The 22,056-nt window shown below is 71.5% G+C and carries 17 protein-coding genes; 7 read left to right on the top strand and 10 right to left on the bottom strand.

Going from position 1 to position 22,056, the window contains the following annotated elements; genetic code table 11:
• Positions 1 to 43 precede the first annotated feature (43 nt).
• A complete protein-coding gene (locus ACIQUC_RS07045) occupies positions 44 to 2,146 on the bottom strand; it encodes an MDR family MFS transporter (RefSeq protein WP_402264839.1) in 2,103 nt (700 codons plus the stop codon).
• A 110-nt stretch (positions 2,147 to 2,256) separates the two neighbouring features.
• Here ACIQUC_RS07045 and ACIQUC_RS07040 point away from each other — a divergent pair, with 110 nt between their 5' ends.
• The 3 genes from ACIQUC_RS07040 to ACIQUC_RS07030 all read left to right on the top strand — a co-directional run bounded on the left by ACIQUC_RS07040 (position 2,257) and on the right by ACIQUC_RS07030 (position 6,265).
• Positions 2,257 to 2,733 (top strand): MarR family transcriptional regulator, encoded by a 477-nt coding sequence (locus ACIQUC_RS07040; protein ID WP_309778753.1) that lies wholly within the window; start codon positions 2,257 to 2,259, stop codon positions 2,731 to 2,733.
• A 176-nt stretch (positions 2,734 to 2,909) separates the two neighbouring features.
• A complete protein-coding gene (locus tag ACIQUC_RS07035; protein WP_402264836.1) occupies positions 2,910 to 4,754 on the top strand; it encodes a DEAD/DEAH box helicase in 1,845 nt (614 codons plus the stop codon).
• Positions 4,755 to 4,948: 194 nt separating this feature from the next.
• Complete coding sequence (locus tag ACIQUC_RS07030; protein WP_402264833.1) at positions 4,949 to 6,265, top strand: fibronectin type III domain-containing protein; 1,317 nt, start codon at positions 4,949 to 4,951, stop codon at positions 6,263 to 6,265.
• Between the two features lie 78 nt (positions 6,266 to 6,343).
• Here ACIQUC_RS07030 and ACIQUC_RS07025 read toward each other — a convergent pair whose 3' ends face one another.
• Positions 6,344 to 7,270, bottom strand: a complete 927-nt coding sequence (locus ACIQUC_RS07025; protein WP_022908163.1) for an NAD-dependent epimerase/dehydratase family protein — start codon at positions 7,268 to 7,270, stop codon at positions 6,344 to 6,346.
• 125 nt (positions 7,271 to 7,395) lie between these two features.
• Between ACIQUC_RS07025 and ACIQUC_RS07020 the strand changes: the two genes are divergently transcribed.
• The 4 genes from ACIQUC_RS07020 (at position 7,396) to opgC (ending at position 13,378) form a co-directional block, all read left to right on the top strand.
• Positions 7,396 to 8,115 carry a TetR/AcrR family transcriptional regulator gene (locus ACIQUC_RS07020; protein WP_022908164.1) on the top strand — a complete coding sequence of 240 codons (720 nt, stop codon included), beginning with the start codon at positions 7,396 to 7,398 and terminating at the stop codon, positions 8,113 to 8,115.
• Positions 8,116 to 8,373: 258 nt separating this feature from the next.
• The gene (locus ACIQUC_RS07015) at positions 8,374 to 10,395 is read left to right on the top strand and encodes a glycosyltransferase (protein WP_022908165.1); all 2,022 of its coding nucleotides are present in this window, start codon (positions 8,374 to 8,376) and stop codon (positions 10,393 to 10,395) included.
• A complete protein-coding gene (locus tag ACIQUC_RS07010) occupies positions 10,392 to 10,805 on the top strand; it encodes an ATP-binding protein (protein WP_402264829.1) in 414 nt (137 codons plus the stop codon). The genes ACIQUC_RS07015 and ACIQUC_RS07010 overlap by 4 nt, the downstream gene beginning before the upstream one ends.
• Complete coding sequence (opgC, locus tag ACIQUC_RS07005) at positions 10,802 to 13,378, top strand: OpgC domain-containing protein (RefSeq protein WP_402264826.1); 2,577 nt, start codon at positions 10,802 to 10,804, stop codon at positions 13,376 to 13,378. Before ACIQUC_RS07010 ends, opgC begins: the two co-directional genes overlap by 4 nt.
• A 334-nt stretch (positions 13,379 to 13,712) precedes the next feature.
• Here the strand turns inward: opgC and ACIQUC_RS07000 are convergent, their stop codons facing one another.
• The 8 genes from ACIQUC_RS07000 to ACIQUC_RS06965 all read right to left on the bottom strand — a co-directional run bounded on the left by ACIQUC_RS07000 (position 13,713) and on the right by ACIQUC_RS06965 (position 22,028).
• On the bottom strand, positions 13,713 to 14,594 hold the full coding sequence (locus tag ACIQUC_RS07000; RefSeq protein ID WP_402264824.1) for a hypothetical protein: 882 nt from the start codon (positions 14,592 to 14,594) through the stop codon (positions 13,713 to 13,715).
• An 85-nt stretch (positions 14,595 to 14,679) separates the two neighbouring features.
• The gene (locus ACIQUC_RS06995) at positions 14,680 to 15,306 is read right to left on the bottom strand and encodes a response regulator (RefSeq protein ID WP_402264821.1); all 627 of its coding nucleotides are present in this window, start codon (positions 15,304 to 15,306) and stop codon (positions 14,680 to 14,682) included.
• The gene (locus tag ACIQUC_RS06990; protein ID WP_402264818.1) at positions 15,303 to 16,700 is read right to left on the bottom strand and encodes a sensor histidine kinase; all 1,398 of its coding nucleotides are present in this window, start codon (positions 16,698 to 16,700) and stop codon (positions 15,303 to 15,305) included. The genes ACIQUC_RS06995 and ACIQUC_RS06990 overlap by 4 nt, the downstream gene beginning before the upstream one ends.
• A gap of 137 nt (positions 16,701 to 16,837) precedes the next feature.
• Entirely contained in the window at positions 16,838 to 17,956 is a 1,119-nt protein-coding gene (locus tag ACIQUC_RS06985; protein WP_402264816.1) for a Gfo/Idh/MocA family protein, read from the bottom strand.
• Entirely contained in the window at positions 17,953 to 18,747 is a 795-nt protein-coding gene (locus tag ACIQUC_RS06980) for a ThuA domain-containing protein (protein ID WP_022906941.1), read from the bottom strand. The genes ACIQUC_RS06985 and ACIQUC_RS06980 overlap by 4 nt, the downstream gene beginning before the upstream one ends.
• Positions 18,748 to 18,895: 148 nt before the next feature.
• Positions 18,896 to 19,786 (bottom strand): carbohydrate ABC transporter permease, encoded by an 891-nt coding sequence (locus ACIQUC_RS06975; RefSeq protein ID WP_022906943.1) that lies wholly within the window; start codon positions 19,784 to 19,786, stop codon positions 18,896 to 18,898.
• Complete coding sequence (locus ACIQUC_RS06970) at positions 19,783 to 20,733, bottom strand: carbohydrate ABC transporter permease (RefSeq protein ID WP_031262171.1); 951 nt, start codon at positions 20,731 to 20,733, stop codon at positions 19,783 to 19,785. The genes ACIQUC_RS06975 and ACIQUC_RS06970 overlap by 4 nt, the downstream gene beginning before the upstream one ends.
• A 62-nt stretch (positions 20,734 to 20,795) precedes the next feature.
• Positions 20,796 to 22,028: a sugar ABC transporter substrate-binding protein gene (locus ACIQUC_RS06965; RefSeq protein ID WP_042723770.1), complete on the bottom strand. Its 1,233-nt coding sequence runs from the start codon at positions 22,026 to 22,028 to the stop codon at positions 20,796 to 20,798.
• Positions 22,029 to 22,056: the final 28 nt, after the last annotated feature.

The raw sequence follows: 22,056 nt of genomic DNA, 5'->3' as shown, positions 1-22,056 counted from the left end.
CGCCCGTCCACGAAGGGGGACAGCGGACGGACGCCCCGGTCGGTCACCGACGCCGCGCGGGCTGCGTCGGGGTGGATCCGGTCATCGGGCCGGTGAAGGACCCCGCCTCGGCGGCGGCGAGACCGGCGGCGGCCTCGAGCTCGTCCTCGGCGGAGAGCCGGTCGTCGTCGGCGTCGCGCTTCGCATCGGCGGCATCCGCCTGCTCCTGCAGGGCCGAGCGCTGACGCAGCGGCGGCACCCGGAAGAACCAGGTGAGGACGAAGGCGAGCAGGATCACGCCGAGCCCGACCCAGTAGATCGTCACGGACGAGGCGTTGAAGCCCGCCATGAACGGCCGGGTGAGCCGGCTGTCCGCACCGGTCAGGAACGAGGTGTCGTTCGTGCTCATGGTGCTCGACCCGGAGTCACTGCTGTCCGAGACCTGCTTCGCGACGGCCGGGGTGAGCTCGCCCACCCAGTACGACCGCTCGGAGGCGTCCGACCAGTCGACGACGAGCCTGCCGTCCTGCACCGAGGCGTGGGCCTTCTCGGCCGCTGCGGCGAGGGCCTGGTCCTGCACGGCTGCCGGGGCGCTCGCGGTCGCCTGCTGCACCTGCGCGGTGACGTCGTCGAGCGACGCCTGCACGTTCTGCTCGAGCGGGGTGATGATCGGCGACCAGATCTCGTCCATGACGCCGCGGTTCGCCGGCGCCGTGGCGACGGTCGGGTTCGTCGCCGCCTCGAGTGCCTGGCGCAGGTCGGTCCGGTCCGCGGTCGCGTGCAGGATGTTCGACGGCATGACCGAGAACAGGATGGACAGGAGCACCGCGGTGCCGAGCGTGCCACCGATCTGGCGGAAGAACGTGGCGGACGACGTGGCGACGCCCATGTCCCGGGCCTCGACCGAGCCTTGCGACGCCAGGGTGAGCGACTGCATGACCGAGCCGAGCCCCAGGCCGATGAGGAACATGCCGATCATCAGGAACCAGAGCGGCTTGTCGATCGTCATGAACGTCAGCACGACGTAGCCGGAGGACACCAGCGCGGTGCCGATCACCGGGAAGATCCGGTAGCGGCCGACGCGGGCGACGATCTGGCCGCTCGTGATCGACGCGATCATGAGCCCGCCGACGAGGGGGAGCGTCGCGAACCCGGACTCGGTGGGGGTCAGGCCGACGACGATCTGCAGGTAGAGGGGGATGGTCAGCATGGCGCCGAACATCGCGAAGCCGACCAGGAAGCCGATGACGGTCGCCATCGAGAACGTGCCCGAGCGGAAGAGCTTGAGCGGGATGATCGCGGCGTCGCCCATCTTCGACTCGACGAGCAGCAGGACGACCAGGCCGACGACACCGATGACGTAGCAGGCGATCGCGGCGGGCGACCCCCAGCCCCAGGTGCGGCCCTGTTCGGCCACGAGCAGGAGCGGGACGAGCGTGACGATGACCGCCGTGGCGCCCCACCAGTCGACCTTCGGCTTCGCACCGTCGCCGCCGTGCACCTTCGGCAGGTGCAGGAAGACGAGCACCATGACGAGGGCCGCGATGCCGATCGGCACGTTGATGAGGAGCACCCAGCGCCAGCCGGTGATCCACAGGATCTCGGAGGAACCGGCGAGCAGACCGCCGATGAGCGGGCCGATGACGCTCGAGATGCCGAACACCGCGAGGAAGTAGCCCTGGTACTTGGCACGCTCACGCGGGGCGAGGATGTCACCCATGATCGCCAGCGGCAGCGACATCAGCGCACCGGCGCCGATGCCCTGCACGGCCCGGAAGCCGGCGAGCATGAGCATCGAGGTCGACATCGACGAGAGCACGGCGCCGAGGATGAACACCACGATGCCGAAGATGTAGAGGGGACGGCGTCCAAAGATGTCGGAGAGCTTGCCGTAGATCGGCGTTGCGATCGTCGAGGTGATGAGGTACGCGGTCGTGACCCAGGCCTGCTGGTCGAGCCCGTGCAGGTCGTCACCGATCGTCCGGATGGCCGTGCCGAACACCGTCTGGCCGAGCGAGGACAGGAACATGCCCGCCATCAGCCCGTAGATCACGAGGAGGATCTGGCGGTGGGTCATCAGCGGCTGCTGACCGGCTGCGGCGGAGTCCGTGGGGACCCCGGCTGCGCGTCGGCCGTGCTGCACCGGGACGGGTGCGGTGGCGGTCATCGAGCTCCTTGCTTCGTGCTGTGTTTCCTGCTGTGAAAGTTTGCAGACCGCGCAACGATACATCCATTGCTTCCGGGAAGCAACTAATTCCGCCCACTACGCTGTGCGGCATGACCGAGGACCGGGACGACGCCGAGCGGCTGCTGCGTGCCCAGCTCGACCGACTGTGGGTCCGGCAGACCCTTCGGTCATCGCTCATCGAGTCGCGCGGGGGACTCGACCCCACGGCACGCGTGATCCTGCGCGCGGTCGACCACTTCGGGGCCGTGCGGTCGATGGCCATCGCGGACGCCACGGGGCTCTCGCGCCCGGTGATCAGCCGTCGCGTGGCGTCGCTCGTCGAATCCGGGTACCTCGGCACCGAACCGGACCCGGCGGACGGTCGCGCCAGCCTCGTCTCGATCGCGCCGGCCGGACGCACGCTGCTCGACACGCTCGACGTCGCCGGCGCCGAGGTCTTCGACGACCTCACCGGGGCCTTCGCGACCGGGGAGCTGCACACCCTCGCGGGGCTCCTCGCCCGGCTGAACGACCGCGCCGACGCGGTCCTCGGGATCGGCGCCACGGACCGGCGCGACGCGTCCTGACGACGCGGCACGCGTCCTGGACGTGACCACGGGGCGGACGGGAGGCGCGGTGCGGGCCCGCCCCGCCCTCCCTCGCAGGCTCGGTCGGCGCGTCTCGCGTGCCGCTGGCGCGTCACCGCTGAGCGAGACGCGCCACACCGTCACTGCTGACGCCGTATTCGAGATACCGTTTCCGCATGAGCACGGACACCGCCACCACCACTGAGACCCTCGACGACGGGCCAGTGGTGACCTTCGCCGACCTCGGCCTGAGCGATGCTGTGCTCAAGGCCGTCAAGGACATCGGCTACGAGACCCCCTCCGCCATCCAGGAGGCCACGATCCCGACGCTGCTCGAGGGGCGCGACGTCGTCGGCCTCGCGCAGACCGGAACCGGCAAGACCGCGGCGTTCGCGCTCCCGATCCTGTCCCGCATGGAGGCCGGCGCCAAGGTGCCGCAGGCGCTCGTGCTCTCCCCGACCCGTGAGCTCGCCCTGCAGGTGTGCGAGGCGTTCGAGCAGTTCGCGTCGCACATGAAGCACGTGCACGTCCTGCCCGTCTACGGCGGCCAGGCCTACGGTGTGCAGCTGTCCGCGCTCCGCCGTGGCGTCGACGTCGTCGTCGGGACCCCCGGTCGCATCATGGACCACATCGCCAAGGGCACGCTCGACCTGTCCGAGCTGAAGTACCTCGTGCTCGACGAGGCCGACGAGATGCTCAAGATGGGCTTCGCCGAGGACGTCGAGACGATCCTCGCCGAGACCCCGGACGACAAGCAGGTCGCGCTCTTCTCGGCGACGATGCCCGCGCAGATCCGCCGCATCTCTCAGCAGTACCTCACCGACCCGGCCGAGATCACGGTCAAGACGAAGACGAAGACCGCCGCGAACATCACGCAGCGGTACCTCATGGTGTCGTACCCGCAGAAGGTCGACGCGCTCACCCGCATCCTCGAGGTCGAGGACTTCGAGGGCATGATCATCTTCGTCCGCACGAAGAGCGAGACCGAGACCCTCGCCGAGAAGCTCCGCGCCCGCGGGTACGCCGCAGCAGCCATCAGCGGTGACGTCGCCCAGGCCCAGCGCGAGCGCACGGTCAACCAGCTGAAGTCCGGCAAGCTCGACATCCTCGTCGCCACCGACGTCGCCGCCCGCGGCCTCGACGTCGACCGCATCACGCACGTCGTGAACTACGACATCCCCGTCGACATCGAGTCCTACGTGCACCGCATCGGCCGCACCGGGCGTGCCGGCCGCTCGGGCGACTCGATCAGCTTCGTCACCCCGCGTGAGCGTCGTCTGCTCTCGGCGATCGAGCGGCACACCAAGCAGCCGCTCACGCAGATGCAGCTGCCGACGATCGAGGACGTCAACGAGACGCGCCTCACCCGCTTCGACGACGCCATCACCGCGGCGCTCGAGCAGCAGGACCGCATCACCGCGTTCCGCGACATCATCGCCCACTACGTCGAGCACCACGACGTGCCGGCGGACGACGTCGCCGCCGCGTTGGCCGTCGTGGCGCAGGGCGAGGATCCGCTGCTGCTCGACCCGAAGGCCGACGAGCTGCGGAACCGCGTCGACCGCGACGGCCGGGGCAGCGACCGCCGCGACCGCGACGACGACCGCGGCGCCCGGGGCGAGCGGTCCGACCGTGGCCCGCGCCGCTCGCAGCCGATGACCGCCTACCGCATCGAGGTCGGGCGTCGGCACCGCGTCGAGCCGCGCCAGATCGTCGGGGCCCTGGCGAACGAGGGCGGCCTGCGCCGCGACGACTTCGGGGCGATCCAGATCCGTCCGGACTTCTCGATCGTCGAGCTGCCCACCGACATGGACGCCGGGGTGCTCGACCGGCTGACGGACACCCGCATCAGCGGCAAGCTCATCGAGATCAAGCCGGACCGCCGCGGTGGCGGTGCCGGTGGTGCGCGTCGGTTCGACCGCGACGACCGTGGGCCGCGTGCCGGTGGTCGGGACCGCGACGACCGCGGCCCGCGTCGGTACGACCGCGACGACCGTCCGGAGCGCAAGCCGCGTCACTGAGGCACGACCGGGCGCGGGCTGCCCGCGCGGCGGATCACGGAACGCCCCGCCGTCCGGGTGCCGCCTTGCGGGATGACGCACGAGGGCGTGCGCTGCCCGCACGATCCCCGTGCCGACGGGTCCGCGGCGCCCGAGCGGTGGTCTGATACCCCTAGCCGTGGCGCAGGACCACGGGACGACCGAGGGGAACGCACGTGTTCAGAGCCGTAGTCACCGCCGCCGCAGCGGTGGCGCTCGTCATCGGGGGAGCAGCGCCGGCGACGGCCGCACCCTCGTCGGTGCCGGGTGCGCCCACCTCCGTCCGCGTCACGGGTGCCGCCGACAGCGCGACCGTCACCTGGGGACGGCCGGGGTCCGGTGCGAAGGTCACCGGCTGGCGCGTCACGGTGTCGCCCGCCGAGCAGCAGCCGGACGGCGGGGTCGACCGACTCCCGGCGACCGCCCGCTCCGACCGGTTCGGCGACCTGACCGCGAGCACGACCTACACGTTCTCGGTCCGTGCGGTCGGGTCCCGCGGCGCGGGCAAGGCCGTCTCGGTGCGCTACACCGCGCCCGGGTCGGTCCGGACCGTGCAGTCGCTGTACGCCCTCGACGGCACCGGCTCCGTCGTGCGCTTCCCGGTCAGCGGGACCGGCGCACCGACCACGATCGCGCCGAACGGCGCGGGCTTCACGGCGGACGACGTCGGCGACGTCTTCGTGCCCTCGGGAGACCGCACGTCCATCGTGATGTACCCGGCCGGCGGCGCCGCTCCCCGGACGGTGGCGACGGGTCTGCACCTCGGCGCCGACCTGCGCTCGGACGTCGCCGGCAACCTGTACTGGGTCGACTCGTCGACCGGCGCGATCACCAAGCTGCCGGTGACGGGTGCCGCGCCGAGGGCGATCATCCCCTCGGCCGGGACCGGGTGGGCGGTCGGACGCGACGGCACGGTCTCCGCGGTGACGTTCGGCCGGGCGGGCGCGGACAGCACCGTCGTCTCCGTGTCACCCTCGGGTGCGCGCACCACGCGGAGCTTCCCGGAGACGGGGTACCGCGTGTTCGCCGGCGTCCTCGCCGACGGCCACGGCAACCTCTACCTGAACTACACCGCGACGGGTGCCTCCGGCGCCAGCGGGTGGGTGCTCCTGGCCGCCGGCTCGTCGACGCTCACCGCCGCCGACGACCGGCTCGCATTCGACTACGCGGCGACGACCACCCGTTCGCTGCTCATCGCCAAGTCTGCGGAGTGGTGCGCCGCCCCGGCGGACTCCAGCCCGACCGGCTGCTCGGCGGACAAGACGATCACGAGCGTCGTGTCCCGGAACGCCGACGGCTCCGTGGCCGAGCGGGTCACGAGCGGCGTGAAGGCCCAGGGGCGCGGGCTGTGGATCGGCGCCGCCGACGAGGCCGGCGACCTGTTCATCGACGTGCGTGCCGGTGCGACACCGGGCCTCTGGCGGCTCGACGCCGCCGGCGGCGTCGCCCAGCGGCTGTCCGCCGGAGCGTTCACGCGGTTGCTGGTGATCTGAGGTCGGACCCGACCGGACGCCGGACGCCAGGCGCGGTGCCAGCGGGTGCCGCGCCTGGCGTCCTGCCGTGCGTGGCGGTCACACCACACCCGTCACGGTCCGTCGGCACACCTCGTCCCACGGGGTCGGCTCGATCCCGAACCGGGCGCGGCTCGCCGAGTCGTCGACCACGTACGGCGCGGTCCACTGGTAGCCCATCTCGGCGATCTCGCGCATCATCGGTGACACCAGGCCCATCGCGCGGAACACGCCGACGGGCATCCGACCGACCCGCACCGGGGGCTTCCCGGCCGCGGCCAAGACCTCGGTGAGCGCCTGCACCTGCGTCCGGGGCGCGTTGCTCGGCACCATCCAGGTGCGCCCGTGGGTGCCCTCGTCCGCACCGGCGGCGACGAGCATCCGTGCGACGTCGAGCACGTCGGTGAAGGTGTGCGGCAGGTCGGTGCGTCCGACCATGGACACGGACCGGCCCTCGAGCGCGGCCGGGAGCACGCGGGTGACGTGCCCGTTCTGGCCGATGCCGGGGCCGACGTAGTCCGACGCGCGGACCTCGACGGCGCGGACCCGTCCGGCCTCGTGCGCGGCGCGCGCATCGGCCCAGAGGCGTGCCCGCAGGATGCCCTTGTGGTCGGTCGCGGCGTCCGGCAGGCTCTCGCGCATCGGGCCGTCCACCGGACCGTACGGGTAGAGGTTGCCGGTGATCGCGTACACGGCGCCGGTCCGTTCGGCGGTGGTGAGCAGTGCGGTCGCGAGCGGCGGCCAGGTCCGTTCCCACTGCGTGTAGTCGCCGGGGTTCGCGCAGTTGTAGAGGACGGCGGCCCCGTCGGTGACGCGGGTGAGCGCGTCGGCGTCGGACGCGTCGAGTGCGACGTGTTCGACGCCGTGGACACCCGTGTCCCGGCCGGACCGGGTGACGACGGCGACCCGCTCGCCCTGCTCGGCGAGGAGTGCGGCGACGTGACGGCCCACGGGACCGGCGCCGACGACGACGTGCTGGTGGGACATGACTTCCTGCTTTCGTTCGTGAGCGAGAGCACCGCTCTCTGTGTCCAGGATGCACGCCCGGTCGTCGAATTGCAAGAGCAGTGCTCTCGTTTGTGTGCAGTGCTCTCGCGTGGCATGGTGGAGGGATGACCGACACGGCCCCGACCGCCCGAGCCCGCGCTCGCGAGGCGGTGCACGCGAGCATCCTCGCCGCCGCCCGGGTGCGGCTCACCGACGAAGGTCCATCGCAGCTGAGCCTGCGGGCCGTGGCCCGTGACGTCGGCATGGTGTCGTCGGCCGTCTACCGGTACTTCCCGAGCCGCGACGACCTGCTGACGGCGCTGCTCATCGCCGACTACGACGAGCTCGGGGCCGCGGTCGAGGCGGCCGACGCGGCAGCGGGTCCGGCCCCGGGGGCACGGTGGGTCGCGGTCTGCCGAGCGATCCGCACCTGGTCGATCGCCCACCCGGGGGACTTCGCGCTCCTGTTCGGCTCGCCGGTGCCCGGGTACGCCGCGCCGCGATCGACCGTCGAGCCGGCGTCGCGGACGACGCTCACGATCGTGCGGGTGGTCGCCGATGCCGTGGCCGACCCCGGGTACCGGGCGCCGGACGCGCCCCGGTCGGGCCCGGGCCGGCTCACGCCCGCCGTCGCCGACGGGGTGGAGTCGCTCCGGGCCTTCGGAACGGGGCTACCGGAAGAGGTCCTCGCCCGCACGCTCATGGCCTGGACGACGGTGTTCGGCACGGTGTCGTTCGAGCTGTTCGGGCACTACGTCGGGTCGGTCTCCGACGGCGCGGCCTTCTTCGACGAGGTCGTCGCCCGGCTGGCCGAGGGGCTCGGGATCGTCGCCGCGTTCGACTGAGTGCTGTCCGTCCCACGCCGGTGGACGGATGCGGGCTGTCCCCAGACCGGGGCGCCGGTCTGGCAGGAGGGTGCTCCCTGCGGTAGACAGGTCGTGGGCCCCGGCCGTACCCGACGGCGCAGCCCTCGCCCGGGACGGCACACCTGGAGTCACCCCGGACGGACCACCACCCTCGGGCGCGCGCCGCGGCCGGGGCCGACGGATCAGGGAGGCACGCTTGCGACGCAGCACGTTCGGCGACGCCGTCGGGGGCACCCGGTGACCGCGCTCGACGTCAGCCGGCAGGACCGCCGCCGCCTCACCACCGGCACGTCCCGGCGTCGACTCGTCACGGTGCGGACCGTCGCACTGCTCGCCTCGATCGCCGGCGTGAACTACGTCGTGTGGCGGTGGGCCGCGTCGGTGAACTGGCACTCGTGGTGGATCGCCGTGCCGCTGATCCTCGCCGAGACGTACAGCGTGATCGACTCGCTCCTCTTCGCGTTCGGGGCCTGGCGGCTCCGTGAACGCGGCGAGCCACCGACCTCGCCGGGGGACCACGTCACCGTCGACGTGTTCATCACCACCTACGACGAGCCGGTCGACCTCGTGCTCCGCACCGCGCGCGCCGCGAAGGCCATCCGCCACCCGCACGCCACGTGGATCCTCGACGACGGCAACCGTCCGGAGATGCGTGCGGCCGCCGAGTCGCTCGGCATCGGGATCATCACCCGTGGGGCCGACTGGGTCGATCGGCCCCGGCACGCCAAGGCCGGCAACCTCAACAACGCACTGCTCGCGACCCAGGGCGAGTTCCTGCTCATCCTCGACGCCGACCAGGTGCCGGACCCGGCGATCCTCGACCGCACGCTCGGGTACTTCAAGGACACCGAGATGGCGCTCGTGCAGACGCCGCAGTGGTTCGAGAACGTCCCCGACGCCGATCTGCTCGGCAGCCAGGCGCCGTTGTTCTACGGCCCGATCCAGCAGTCGAAGGACGGCTGGAACGCCGCGTTCTTCTGCGGTTCGAACGCGATCCTCCGCCGCGAAGCGCTCATGCAGCTCGGGGTCACCCGCTACGTGCGCGAGGTCGAGGCGTCGGTCGCGCGGACGATCAAGACCTCGCGGAAGCTCCTCGCCCGTGCGCGGGAGACCGAGACCGACGAGCGGGTGCTCGGCGCCCTCGACGAGGCCGAGGCCGTGATCGACCGGGCTCGCGACCAGGTGGAGCGCGGCGAGCCCCTCGGCGACGTGACCTACGACTTCCAGCGCGGGATCGACGCCATCTCCTACCGGTTCGCGGCCTCCGACCTCGAGTCCGTCCGCAACGACCTGCAGGAGCTCGCGGCGATGTCGACCGACGCGAACACCTTCGCCGGCCTCGACGACGCGGCGCTCGACGTCCTCGGTCGTCGCGACGCCTCGCCGGTCGCCGCGATCGAGTCCATCGCCGTGCTCACCCGCGCGCTCGACGTCAACCGCGACGACGAGGCCCAGCCGATCATGCCCCTGGCGACGATCTCGGTGACCGAGGACATGGCGACCGCGATGCGTCTGCACGGCCTCGGCTGGAAGTCGGCGTACCACGACGAGATCCTCGCGACGGGCCTCGCCCCCGAAGACCTGCCGACCATGCTCGTGCAGCGGCTCCGTTGGGCGCAGGGCACCATGCAGGTCTTCTTCCGCGAGAACCCCCTCGTGCAGAAGGGGCTCTCGTGGGGGCAGCGGCTCATGTACTTCTCGACGATGTGGAGCTACCTGTCCGGCTTCGCCGCGATCGTCTACATCGCCGCGCCGGTGCTCTGCCTGTCGTTCGGCGTCGTGCCGGTCCAGGCGTACAGCGTGGACTTCTTCGCCCGGCTCATCCCGTTCCTGGTGCTGAACCAGCTGCTGTTCTGGGTGGTGGCGGCCGGCAGACCGACGTGGCGCGGACAGCAGTACTCGCTGGCGCTGTTCCCGGTGTGGATCGAGTCGGTGACGAGCGCCTTCGAGAACGTGTTCCGCGGCAAGCCGTTGGGCTTCCGGGTCACCCCGAAGGTCCGTGACGAGTCCGAGCAGCGGCCGCGGTGGGACCTCGTCAAGCCGCAGCTCGTCGCGATGGGAGCCCTCGTGGCGGCGCTCGTGCTGATCGGCATCCGGTACCTGACCGGTCAGGCATCCGGCATCGCACCCCTCGTGAACACCGCGTGGGTCGTGTTCGACCTGTTCATCTTCAGCATCGTCATCCGTGCGGTGCTGTACCGGGGGCCCGGGACGGCACGGTCCGGACACGGATCGAGCACGGTCGGAGGACCCCTGTGAGCCCGGAGCGCATCGAGTTCGACGTCCCCGCGGTCCCCGAGTCGCTCGACGAGGTGCAGGACCGCTTCGGTTCGTGGTGGGACGCCCTGGGCATCGACGACCTCCGACTCCGGTTCGGTCTCGAGACCGCCGTCGCCGAGATCGCGGCGAACATCGTCGAGCACACCCGTCGTGCCGACCAGGAAGCAGGCAGGCGCTACACCGTGGAACTCGACGTGACCGACCGCGAACTCGTGGCCGTCCTCACCGACAACGGGCTGCCCGTCGACATCGACCTCGCCGCGGTGACGATGGCGGACGTCGACGAGGAGAGCGGCCGCGGCCTCGCCCTCGCGATCGCCGCACTCGACCGGCTCGAGCACCGGCACGAGGGCGGGCACAACGTGTGGACCCTGGCGTGCACGCGGTGAGCCGACCCGCCGCCCGGCTCCTCGCGTTCCTGGTCGTCCTCGCGACGTTCGCGCTGGGCGGTGCGCTGCCGGCGTCCGCGGTGCAGGCGACGACCACCGCAGCGGCGTCGGCGACGACCGCCGAAGCTGCGTCTGCGACGACCGCCGCAGCGGCGTCTGCGACGACCGCCGCCGCGGCGGGACCGAGCTCCGGGACGACCTGGTTCGGCCCGGACATCGACTGGGGTGACGACGCCCCCGACGGCTACGCCGGACGCCTCGGCGCGACACCGTCGATGTACGGCGTCGAGATCCCGTACCCGCTCGACCGCAGCGCCCGCAAGGAGTTCCTCCGCGCGACCAGAGCGGCGGCGACGCAGGGCGCGGTCCTCGTCGTGAGCTTCGAGCCCGACCGGTCGCTCGGGTCCCTGACCGCCGCCGACGCCCGAGCCGCGAACACCCTGCTCGAGGACGTCCACCGGCAGTACTACACCCAGGTCCTCGTCCGGTTCGCACCGCAGATGAACGGCACGTGGGTGCGGTGGGGGCAGCAGCCGACCCAGTTCGTGCAGGCCTTCCGCGCGCTCGCGACGGCGGTGCACGCCGGCAGCTCGGACGCCCTGATGGTGTGGTCCCCGTCGTACGGCGCCGGGTACCCCTTCGGCGAGTCCGCGGGACGCCTGCAGGACCTCTCGGCGACGGACGTCTCGAAGCTCGACACGAACGGCGACGGGCGGCTCACCGCCGCCGACGACCCCTACGCGCCGTACTGGCCGGGGGACTCCGCCGTCGACTGGGTCGGGCTGTCGATGCTGTACTTCGGCAAGGGCAAGGCGACCGAGGCCGCCGGCCGGGACGTCCCGCTCACCCGGAACGACGTCCCCGAGGCCGGCGAGGTCTCCGCTCGCTTCGACGAGACCTGGGGCTACGAGCAGCGACAGCGGGGGAGCTTCTACGACCGCTTCGCCGTGGCGGACGACCGGCCGATGCTGCTCGACACCGGGGCGCTGTACGACCACTCGCTCCGTGGCGACGACGAACTCCCGGTGAAGCAGGGCTGGTGGCGACAGGTGATCGCCGCCGTGCAGGACCGCCCGTTGATCCGCGGGGTGACGTTCCTCGAGACGAACCGCCGTGAGCCCGAGGCCGGCAACCGGGTCGCCGACTGGCGCGACACCGCGGTCCCCGGCATCGCGGGTTCCTTCCGGACGGACCTCGAACGCGCGGGCGACTTCGTCTTCGGACCGGTCACCGAACGGGTCACGCCCGAGGCCGGGGCCGCGGCGACCGACCAGCAGTACGACACCGGCGGCGACCAGATGGCGTGGATCGTCTGGTGCGCGGTCGGCCTGGCGGTGGTCTTCCTGCTGAGCGGGCTGTTCGGCCGCCTGCTGCCGAGCTGGCGGTACCCGGACGACGGCAAGCCCGGGCGTGACCTCCGGCTCGACCTGTTCCGCGGCTTCATCATCCTCGCCGTGGTGATCACCCACATCGAGATCGGCGGTCCGTACTCGTACATCACGCTGCACGCCGTCGGTGCGATCACGGGCGCCGAGATGTTCGTGTTCCTGTCCGGCATGGTGCTCGGCATGACGTACCCGTTCGCCATCAAGAAGTTCGGCGAGTGGGCGGCCGCGATCGGGGCGTGGAAGCGGGCGCGGAAGCAGTACCTCGTCACGCTCGCGGTGATCCTCGTCGTCTTCGCGCTGAGCTTCGTGCCCTTCCTCAACACCGACGCGATCACCACGTTCACCGACCGGGGGACCGGCACCGGGGGCGTCGGGGCCGAGGGGCGCGTGTACGACCTCTACCCGAACGCGATGCAGCTGCTGGCCTACCCGCCGCCCTGGTACGCGATCCGGCAGTTCCTGCTGCTCGAGATGGGCCCGTGGCCGTTCAACATCATGGGGCTCTTCGTCGTGCTGAGCCTCTTCATCCCGGCGTTCATGTGGGTGATCCGTCGCGGCTTCTGGTGGGCGCTGCTCGTCGTCAGCTGGGCGCTGTACCTGTTCCAGGCGCTCAACCCCGAGTTCCGGCCGCTGAACTCCCAGTTCGAGGCGGTGTTCCCGCTGCTCACCTGGCAGGTGGTGTTCACCCACGGCCTCGTGCTCGGGTACTACCGTCGCCAGATCATCGCCGCCCTCACCGGACGACTCGGCAAGGTGCTCATCGGCGTGGGCATCGGCGGCTACGCCCTGTTCCTCGTGTACGTGTGGGCGGGCAACCACTTCGGGTTCACGCCCGCGCCGTTCTCGGCGTCGATGTACGACCAGCTGTACAACACCGCCTACCAGCGCGTCGACCTGCAGTGGGGACGCCTGGTGGACATCGCCTTCTTCGCGATCGTCTCCTACGCGATCCTCACCGTGTTCTGGAAGCCGATCTCGACGGTGATCGGCTGGCTGTGGATCCCGATCGGCCAGGCGAGCCTCTACGTCTTCGTGTGGCAGGTGTTCTTCGCGCTGGCGATCGCGTCCATCCCGGGCATCGACTGGGGCAACGCGTGGATCGGTTTCGCGACCCACACCCTGCTCATCCTGTTGGCCTGGTACATGGTCCGGAAACGGTTCCTGTTCTCGGTCATCCCGCGCTGACGCGCTGACTGACGGACGGGAGGCGCGGTGCCAGCCGGCACCGCGCCTCCAGTCCGTGCAGTGGTCGCGTTGCGTTGCGTTGCGATCCGAGTCGGCGCGACGTCGGAGCGCCTGTCGTGTGCTCGTGCGTCCCTGACTGCGCGGACCGTCTCGGCGAGCGATCGGTGACCGGACGCCTCGCTGGTGAACCGGCACCGCCCTCGCGAGCGAGCAGTCGAGCAGTGAACGCGCGAAGATCGGACCATGGAACCGTCGCCGTGCCAACGCGATGGAGGCGCGGTGCGGGTCCGACCCGCACCGCGCCTCCTGACACGGTGTGCGCTGTCCGTCCGCGTCAGCGGACCGCGACGCGCAGCGGCTGCGGGTCCACCGGGTCCGGCGGGACCGGCAGCGAGCCGCGGATCTGGTTCTGCGCCTGGCACTGGCTCGTGCAGTTCGTCGCCCCCTGCGAGAGCTCGACGGCGTCCTCGCCGAGCACTCCGCCCATCCGGCCGCCGGGCTGGACGGTCCACGTCGTCGTGGTCGCGGTCTGCGATGTCTTGGTCGCGACCTGCGGGCTGTCCTTGCCGAGCAGCATCTGGTGGGCTCCGCTGCCCGAGGTCACGGCGGGGTTGCCGTCGCCGAAGTTGATCTTCCCGGTGTACGGGTTCGTGAAGTAGAACAGGCCGGCGCCGAGCGTGTGCGTGAACGTCACCGGCTGGGCGAACTCGGTCTCCATCTGGAAGATGCCTCCCTGCGCGCCGTCCTTCGCCTGCACCTTGAGCTTGCCGGCCCCGGTGGCGAAGATCGCGACGAGGGTGTCGTCCCGCACCTCGAGCGACGACAGCGTCGCGCCGGCGAGCTGCGCGGCGGTCAGCGACGGGACCTTGGAGGCGAACACCACGGTCGGCTTCGTCACCATCCGCTGCGTGTCAGGCGCGCCGGTGAGCGTGTAGTCGTACACGCCGAGGTCGGCCGTGCGGATGTCGAACCCGTTGTGCTTGCCGCGCACCGCGATGGTGCCGGAGACGGCGACGTCCTTGACCTTGAAGTCCTTGCCCGGTGCGGGGTTGGTGGTCGTGCCGTTCAGGGTGACGGCGTAGTCCCCGCCGGTCGAGGTCTTGCCGGACGCGTTCGCGGGGGCGACCCCGGCGAGGGCGACCGCGGCGACGACGCCCGCGGTGACCGCGGCGACGATGCCGATGCGCCGTCCGTGGCGCTGGTGCGTGCTGGTCATGGTGTGCCTCCTGGTGTGCTGGGGTGAGAACCCCTCGACACCGATCGTCGCCGCCCCGCCGCGGCCGCACCATCGGACCTTGGTACTAGTACCCGTGGTCCCTGCCCCAGAGCGCCGCGCTCGTGCGGTCGGCCACCCCGATGCGGCGGAAGAGACTGCCGGCGTGGACCTTGACGGTCCGTTCCGCGATGCCGAGTTCGGTCGCGATCTGCCGGTTCGACAGGCCCCGCGCGATCCGGACGAGGACGTCGCGCTCCCGGGGCGGCAACTGGACGTCCGGTACCGTGGTCGACGTGGTCGACGTGCCGCCGGGGAGCAGCGCACGGGCGACCCGGGGGTCGATCGGTGTCTCGTCGCGGGCGGCCGCACGGACGGCACGCACGACCTCGTCCGGGGCGGCGTCCTTCAGCAGGTACCCGGTCGCCCCGGCAGCGAGTGCGGCGCGCACCCGACCGTCGTCGGCGAACGTGGTGAGGACGAGGACCCGGACGTCGGGCATCGCCGACCGCAGCGCCGCCGTGGCAGCCACCCCACCGGCCCCCGGCATCGACAGGTCCATCACGACGACGTCCGGCCGGAGTCCGGGCGCGAGCGCGACGGCCTCCTCGCCGGTGGCGGCCTCGCCCACGACCTCGCAGTCACCGGTCGCCGCGAGGACGGCCCGCAGCCCGCTCCGGACGAGGGCGTGGTCGTCGACGAGGAGGACCCTCACCGCAGCGCCTCGGTGTCGACCGGCACGCGCAGTCGCCAGGTCGTCCCGGCACCCGGAGCGGTCTCGAGCTCGAGCGAGCCGCCGGTGTCCTCGGCGATCTCCCGCAGGAGCGTGGTGCCGAGGTGCCCCGGACGGTCCGGGGCCGTCGCACGCACCGGGTCGAAGCCCACGCCGTCGTCCGAGACCGTGACCACCAGCACGGCACCGCGGCCGGCGCCGGAGGCACCCGGGGCCGCCGCGACCTGCACGTCGACGACGGAGGCGTTCGCGTGCGTGACGACGTTGGCGACCGCCTCGCGGACGAACCGGACGACCGCGAGCAGCGCCGCGGACGACGCCTCGACCGGGTCCGGCACGTGGACGCTCGTGGTGAGCCCGGCGGCGCGCGCCCGTGCGCAGACGTCGTCGAGCGCCGCGCCCAGGCCGTCCCGTTCGGGAGCCGCCGGACGGATCGCGGACATCGAGCCGCGCAGCGACGACACCGCACCGCGCAGGGCCGCCGCCGCGTCACGGGTGGCCGGGTCCGCCCCGAGCGAGAGGGCGAGCCCGGCGACGTCCTGCACCGGGCCGTCGTGCAGGTCGGCCGCCATCCGTCGGCGTTCGGCGGCCTCGGCGTCGAGCGCACGACCGAGCAGCCGCTCCCGCGCGCGCTGCCCCGACCGGATCCGGAGCAGCAGCCAGAGCAGCAGCGGGACGAGCAGGGCGAGCACGACGCCGACGGTGCCGAACGCGAGGGCGGCGAACGCGCCACGCAGGTCCGCGGCGCGGGACACGACCTCGTCGTAGCGCTGGTAGGCCTCGAACAGCAGCGCCTCGCCCGACGGGGTGTGCACCGCCTGGTACGCCTCGAGCAGCGGGCCGTGCCCCCGTTCGAAGCGGTTCTCGGGCTCGGACAGGTCGGACACCTCGGCGTCGGACCGGTCGGTCTCCAGCGCTTCGAGGTCCTCGGCGCCCAGCGGGAACCGTTCCCCGACGAGCCGGGCTTCGTCGGACCAGAGGACGGTGCCGTCGGCGGCCCAGAGCTTCATCCGCACCGCGGACCCCGCCCGCAGCTCGCCGGCCACCGCATCGGCCAGTCGTGCGCGGGCCGCAGCCCGTTCGGAGGTGGGCGCGTCGGGGTCGGCGATCGCGTCCACCAGGGCGGGCTCGACCACGACCCGCGCCAGTGCGGCCGTGTCCGACGTCGCGTCACGGACGGCGAAGCCCTCGGCGATGCGCTGCGAGACGAGCGCGCCCGCCGTTGCGACGGCCGCGCCCCCGACGAGGGCGGCGATCACCACCCCGACGAGGACCCTGCCCCAGGGCGTCCGGCCGGTCCGACGACGCTGGTCGGCCGCGACGAGCACCAGCGGGGTCCCCGCCGCTTCGGTGTCCGACGACCGGTGTCCACGCACAGGGCCACCGTAACGGTGCCGGCCCGGGTCCGGTGGGTGCGCGCCGATGACCGGTGGTGACGGTGACGCACGCTGGACAGACGGGAGGCGCGGTGCGGGTCCGACCCGCACCGCGCCTCCCGGCCCACTCGCCTCGTTCAGCCGAGCGCGGCCGTGTCCGGTGACCCCGTCGCGAGCGCGCTCCGGACCGATCCCCACGCGGCGAGCCGCTCGCGGATCGACTCGTCCTGCTCGGCTTCGAGCGCGGTGGCGTGCGCCTGCTCGAGGACCTCGTCGATCACGATGCGCCGTCCGGTGCGGGCGGACGCGATCGCGGCGTCCACCATCGTCAGGCTCATCACGTTGCCGTGCACCTCGCCGTCGGGGCGCTCGCCGGAGCGGACCGCGCGGACGAAGGACGCGAGGGCGCCGGCGATCTCGTTGCCGACGCCGGGTGCCGCCTCCGGAGCGCCCGGGGTGCCGTCGAGGTCGCTCCACGGGTCGTGGTCGCCGTCCCACAGCGCGGTCCCGTCGGACCCGGAGGCCCGCCAGTCGCCGTTCCACGAGGTCTCGGCGCCCGGCGCGCACCACGAGCCGTCGTACACGTAGCGGACGTCGTCCTCGAAGGTGAAGACCGCGGCGGCCGCGGCGTCGCCCCGGTACCAGGACCACGACGGGTTCCACGACTCGCAGTACACCGACACCGGGTCGCGCTCGAGGACGTACCGGGCGGAGTCGAAGGCGTGGATCGCCATGTCGAGCAGGAGGACGTCGTCCATCTCCTCGCGGAAGCCGCCGAAGTGCGGGGCCTTGGCGAAGCGCGTGCTCAGGCCGCCCACCTGTCCGAGCCCGCGGACGTGCTGCCGGAACGCGACGAGGTGGTCGTTGTACCGACGGGACTGCGAGACCATGAACAGCTTGCCGGTGGCCTCGGCGGCCGCGGCGAGCGAGAGCGCCTCGGCGACGGTCTGCGCTGCCGGCTTCTCCCCGAGGACGGGGAGCCCGGCGCGGAGGGCCTCGAGGGTGACCGGGTGGTGCGCGACGGGGACCGTGATGTCGAGGACGGCCTCGGCACCGGTCTCGGCGATGAGTGCGGTGAGGTCGCGGCCGACCGGGATCGTCGGGTCGCCGGCGACCTCCGCCCCGGCGCGCGCGGCGTCGAGGTCGAGGTCGACGATGCCGACGAGCTCGACGTCCGGGTCCGCGGCGACGGTCGCGAGCCACGCCCGGCCCATGCCACCGGCACCGACCTGGACGACCCGGAGCGGCGCGGTCACGCGGACACCTCCTCGTCGACCGGTGCGTCGTCGAACGGGCCGCGGTAGTGCTGGCCGTCGAAGTACTCGCCGAGGTCGTACCGGCGGAGCGTCGGGATCTCCCGCTCGCGCTCCGGCCGGGCCCACTCGGTCGCGTTCGCGATCACGCGGCGGACGTCCTTGTGGTGGTACACGGGGAAGTCCTGGTCGCCGGGGGAGAAGTAGAAGATCTTCCCGAGGCCGCGGCGGTAGGTCATGCCGCTCCGGAACACCTCGCCGCCGGTGAAGCCGGAGATGAAGACCAGCTCGTCGGGGGTCGGCACGTCGAAGTACTCGCCGTACATCTCCTGCTCGGGGATGACGATCGGGTTCGGGACGCCGCGCGTGATGGGATGCTGCGGGTTCACGGTCCAGACGAGTTCCTGGTCGTGCTCGCTGCGCCACCGGAGCGTGCAGGTGGTCCCCATGAGCTTCCCGAAGATCTTCGACCAGTGGCCGGAGTGCAGCACGACGAGCCCCATGCCGGACAGGACGTGCTTGTGCACGCGGTCGACCACGGCGTCGTCCACTTCGTGGTGCGCGGCGTGCCCCCACCAGGTGAGGACGTCGGTCTCGGCGAGGACCTCGTCGGTGAGTCCGTGTTCGGGCTCCTGCATCGTCGCCGTGCGGACGACGGCGTCCGGCAGGTTCTCGCGGATGCCGTCGGCGATCGCGCCGTGCATGCCGTCGGGGTACCGCTCGGCGACGTGCTGCTCGACCTGCTCGTGGACGTTCTCGCCCCAGACGGTGATGCGCAGCGGGGTGGTGGTCATGGTGTGCCTTTCTGGCTGGGGTTCGTGGGTGTCGCCGGTCGTCACAGGACGGCTGCCCCGGGGTCGACAGCCGCGGTCGCCGCGGTCGCCGCGGTCGCCGCGGTCGCCGCGGTCGCCGCGGGGTCGGTCGCCGTGGGGTCGGTCGCCGTCACTTGACGGCGCCGCCGAGCGCACCGGCGGAGATGTACCGCTGGGCGACGATGAGCAGCACGGCGGCCGGCAGCGACGCGAGGACGGACGTCGCCATGACGGGCCCCCAGTCGGTGACGTTCGAACCGATGTAGTTGTAGATGCCGAGCGTGATGGGCCTGACCGCGGTCGTCGACGTCAGGGTCAGTGCGATGAGGAAGTCGCCCCAGGCCCCGAGGAAGGTGAAGAGCGCCGCCGTGACGATGGCGTTCCGGCTGATGGGCAGGACGATCGAGACGAACGCCCGGAAGTCGTTCGCGCCGTCGACGAGCGCGGCCTCGACGAGGCTCGGCGGGATCGACTCCATGAACGCGCGCATGAGCAGCACGGCGAACGGCACCTGGACGGCGCTGTCGGCGAGGATCAGCCCGATGTAGCTGTTCAGCAGTCCGACGTTGTTGAACAGCGTGTAGAGCGCGTTCGCGATGACGATCGCCGGGATCATCTGCGTGATGAGCAGCACGAGCAGGAACACCCGGGTGCCGCGCATCTTGAACCGGGCCAGCCCGTACGCGGCCGGGGTCGCGATCGCCAGGGTCAGCACGACGGTGCCGAGGCCGATGATCATGCTCGACAGGAAGTTCTGCCCCTGCTGCGCGAACGCCGTCTCGTACCCGCGGAAGGTGGGCGAGAACGGGAACCAGGTCGCGGTCGCGGCACCGGACGTGGCCTGCAGGCTCGTGTTCACCATCCAGTAGACGGGGAACACCATGATCGCGAGGAACACGCAGCCGAGGATCGTGAGCGGGATGCCCTTGACGCCGCGCTTCGGCCCGGGGACCCGTGCGCTGCGCTTCGTCGTGATCGCCCGGGTGGCGGTGACGGTCTGGTTCGCGATTCCGACGCTCATTCGTCGACCGCCTTCCTGGAGATCGCGATGTAGACCATCGCGAAGACGAACGAGACGACGATGAGCACGTTGCTCACCGCGGCTCCGATGCCGAACTGGAAGTTGATGAACGACTGGTGGTACGCGTTCGTGGCGAGGGTCTGCGTGGAGTTCGCCGGTCCGCCGCCGGTGAGGCCGAGGATGATGTCCACGACCTTCAACGTGTAGACCACCCCCAGGACGATCACGACGCTGACGACGCTCCGGATGCTCGGCCAGGTGATGTACCAGAACGCCTTGAAGCCGGTGGCGCCGTCGAGTGCGCCGGCTTCGTACAGCTCCGGCGGGACGGACTGCAGTCCGCTGTAGAGGATCGTCGTGTTGAACGGGATGCCGAGCCACACGTTCACGCCGATGACGGCGATGAGGGCCAGGCTCGGGCTGACGAGCCACGGCACCGGTGCGATGCCGACCAGGCCGAGGAGCTGGTTGAGCGCTCCGCTGTCCTGGTCGAGCAGCCACTTCCAGACCGCGCTCGACGCGATCAGCGGCAGCAGCCACGGCAGCAGGAGGAGCCCGCGCAGGAAGCCGGAGAGCGGGAAGTGCCGCCGGAAGAACAGCGCGAGACCGAGGCCGATCACGAACTGCAGGACGATCGAGCCCGCGGTGAACAGTGCGGTGTTCACGACGCTCGTCGCGAAGACCGAGCTCTGGAACACCTGGATGTAGTTGCCGAGCCCGACCCACGGGGCCTCGCCCGTGAAGAAGGTCTTGGTCGTGTAGTCCTGGAAGGACATGATGACGTTCTTGACGACCGGGTAGCCGAAGAACACGGCCACGAACAGCGCGGCCGGGATGACGAAGAGCCATCGGGTGAGCCCGGTGCGCATGCGCGCTCGGCGCTGGCCGGGTCGTGGTGGTGGGACGGACGCCGTGGTCCGTGGTCGGGTCTGTGTCGTGGCGCTCATGCCGGAACCGCTCCTTCCGAGGGTTGGGAGGGAGCCGACCGGGCGGCCGGCTCCCTCGTGCACTACTGGCTCTGCGACTGCGCCTGCTTGAGCGCGGCCTCGGGGTCGGCCTTGCCCGTGAGGGCGAGCTGGACGGCGGTGTAGATCTTCGTCGCGGCCTTGGGCCAGTCGGGTCCGAGCTCACCGGTGCGGGCGCGGGCGGTCTTCACCGTGGTGACGAACGAGGCGACCTGCGGGTGGTCGGACGCCCACGCGGCGCCGGCCTCGAGGTTCGTCGGCACGTTGCCGCTCACCTCGGCGAGGGCCTTCTGGGTCTTCTGCGAGTGCAGGCAGCCGACGAACTTGGCGGCCAGCTGCATCTTCGCCTTGTCGCCGGTCTGCGGGACGGTGAACGCCTCGCCGCCGAGCGGTGCGACGGTCGCCTCACCGGTGCGGGTCGGGATCGGGACGCTGTCGAACTCGAGGCCCTTCTTCGCGTTGAGCGCGGGGAGCTGCCACGGGCCGTTGATCATCATCGCGGCCTTGCCGGCGAGGAACTGGTTGTTGACGTCGGCCTGGGCCCAGTTGATCGAGCTCTTCGACATCGAGCCGTCGTTCTGCAGGTCCTCGACGAGCTGCAGGGCCTGCGCCGCCTCGGGTGTCGCGATGTCCTTCTCGTCACCACCGTTCGACCAGAAGAACGGCAGGAACTGCCAGGTGCCCTCGTAGGTGTTGATGTTGCTCATCGCGAAGCCGTACGTCGACCCGGAGGTGAGCTTCTTCGCGGCGGCCTTCAGCTCGTCCCACGTCTTGGGCGGCTGGACGCCGGCGTCCGAGAGCAGCTTCTTGTTGTAGTACAGCGCGATCGAGTTCGTGTTCGACTGCAGGCCGTAGAGCTTCCCCTTGTAGGTGCTCGCCGCCTTCACGCCGGGGACGTCGCCCTCGGCGCTCAGGCCGTAGTCGCTCAGCTCGGACAGCGCACCCGAGGCCGCGATCTGCTGCACGTCGGGGTTGTCGAGCATGAGGACGTCGGGGAGGGTCCGCGACGATGCCTGCTGCAGGACCTTCGAGATCAGACCGGCGCCGGCGACGTGGTTGATCGTGACGGTCGCGTCGACCTGCTTCGCGCACTGCTTGTAGACGGGGTTGTAGGTCGCGTCGTAGTAGTCCTCGATCGTCAGGGCCTTGCTCCCGCCGGAGGAGGCCGAGCCGGAACCGGAGCACCCGGTGAGGACCAGGGGGATCGTCGCGAGCACGGCGACCGCGCCGACGAGGGCTCGGGTCCGGCGCGTCGTGGAGGGGAATCTTTGCTTCATTGCAGAGCTCTTCTCTGTGCGGATGCAG

Source organism: Curtobacterium sp. NPDC098951, assembly GCF_044759965.1.
Classification (GTDB): domain Bacteria; phylum Actinomycetota; class Actinomycetes; order Actinomycetales; family Microbacteriaceae; genus Curtobacterium.
The sequence above is the reverse complement of the archived record's forward strand: the minus strand, read 5'-3'. Positions and strand labels throughout refer to the sequence as shown.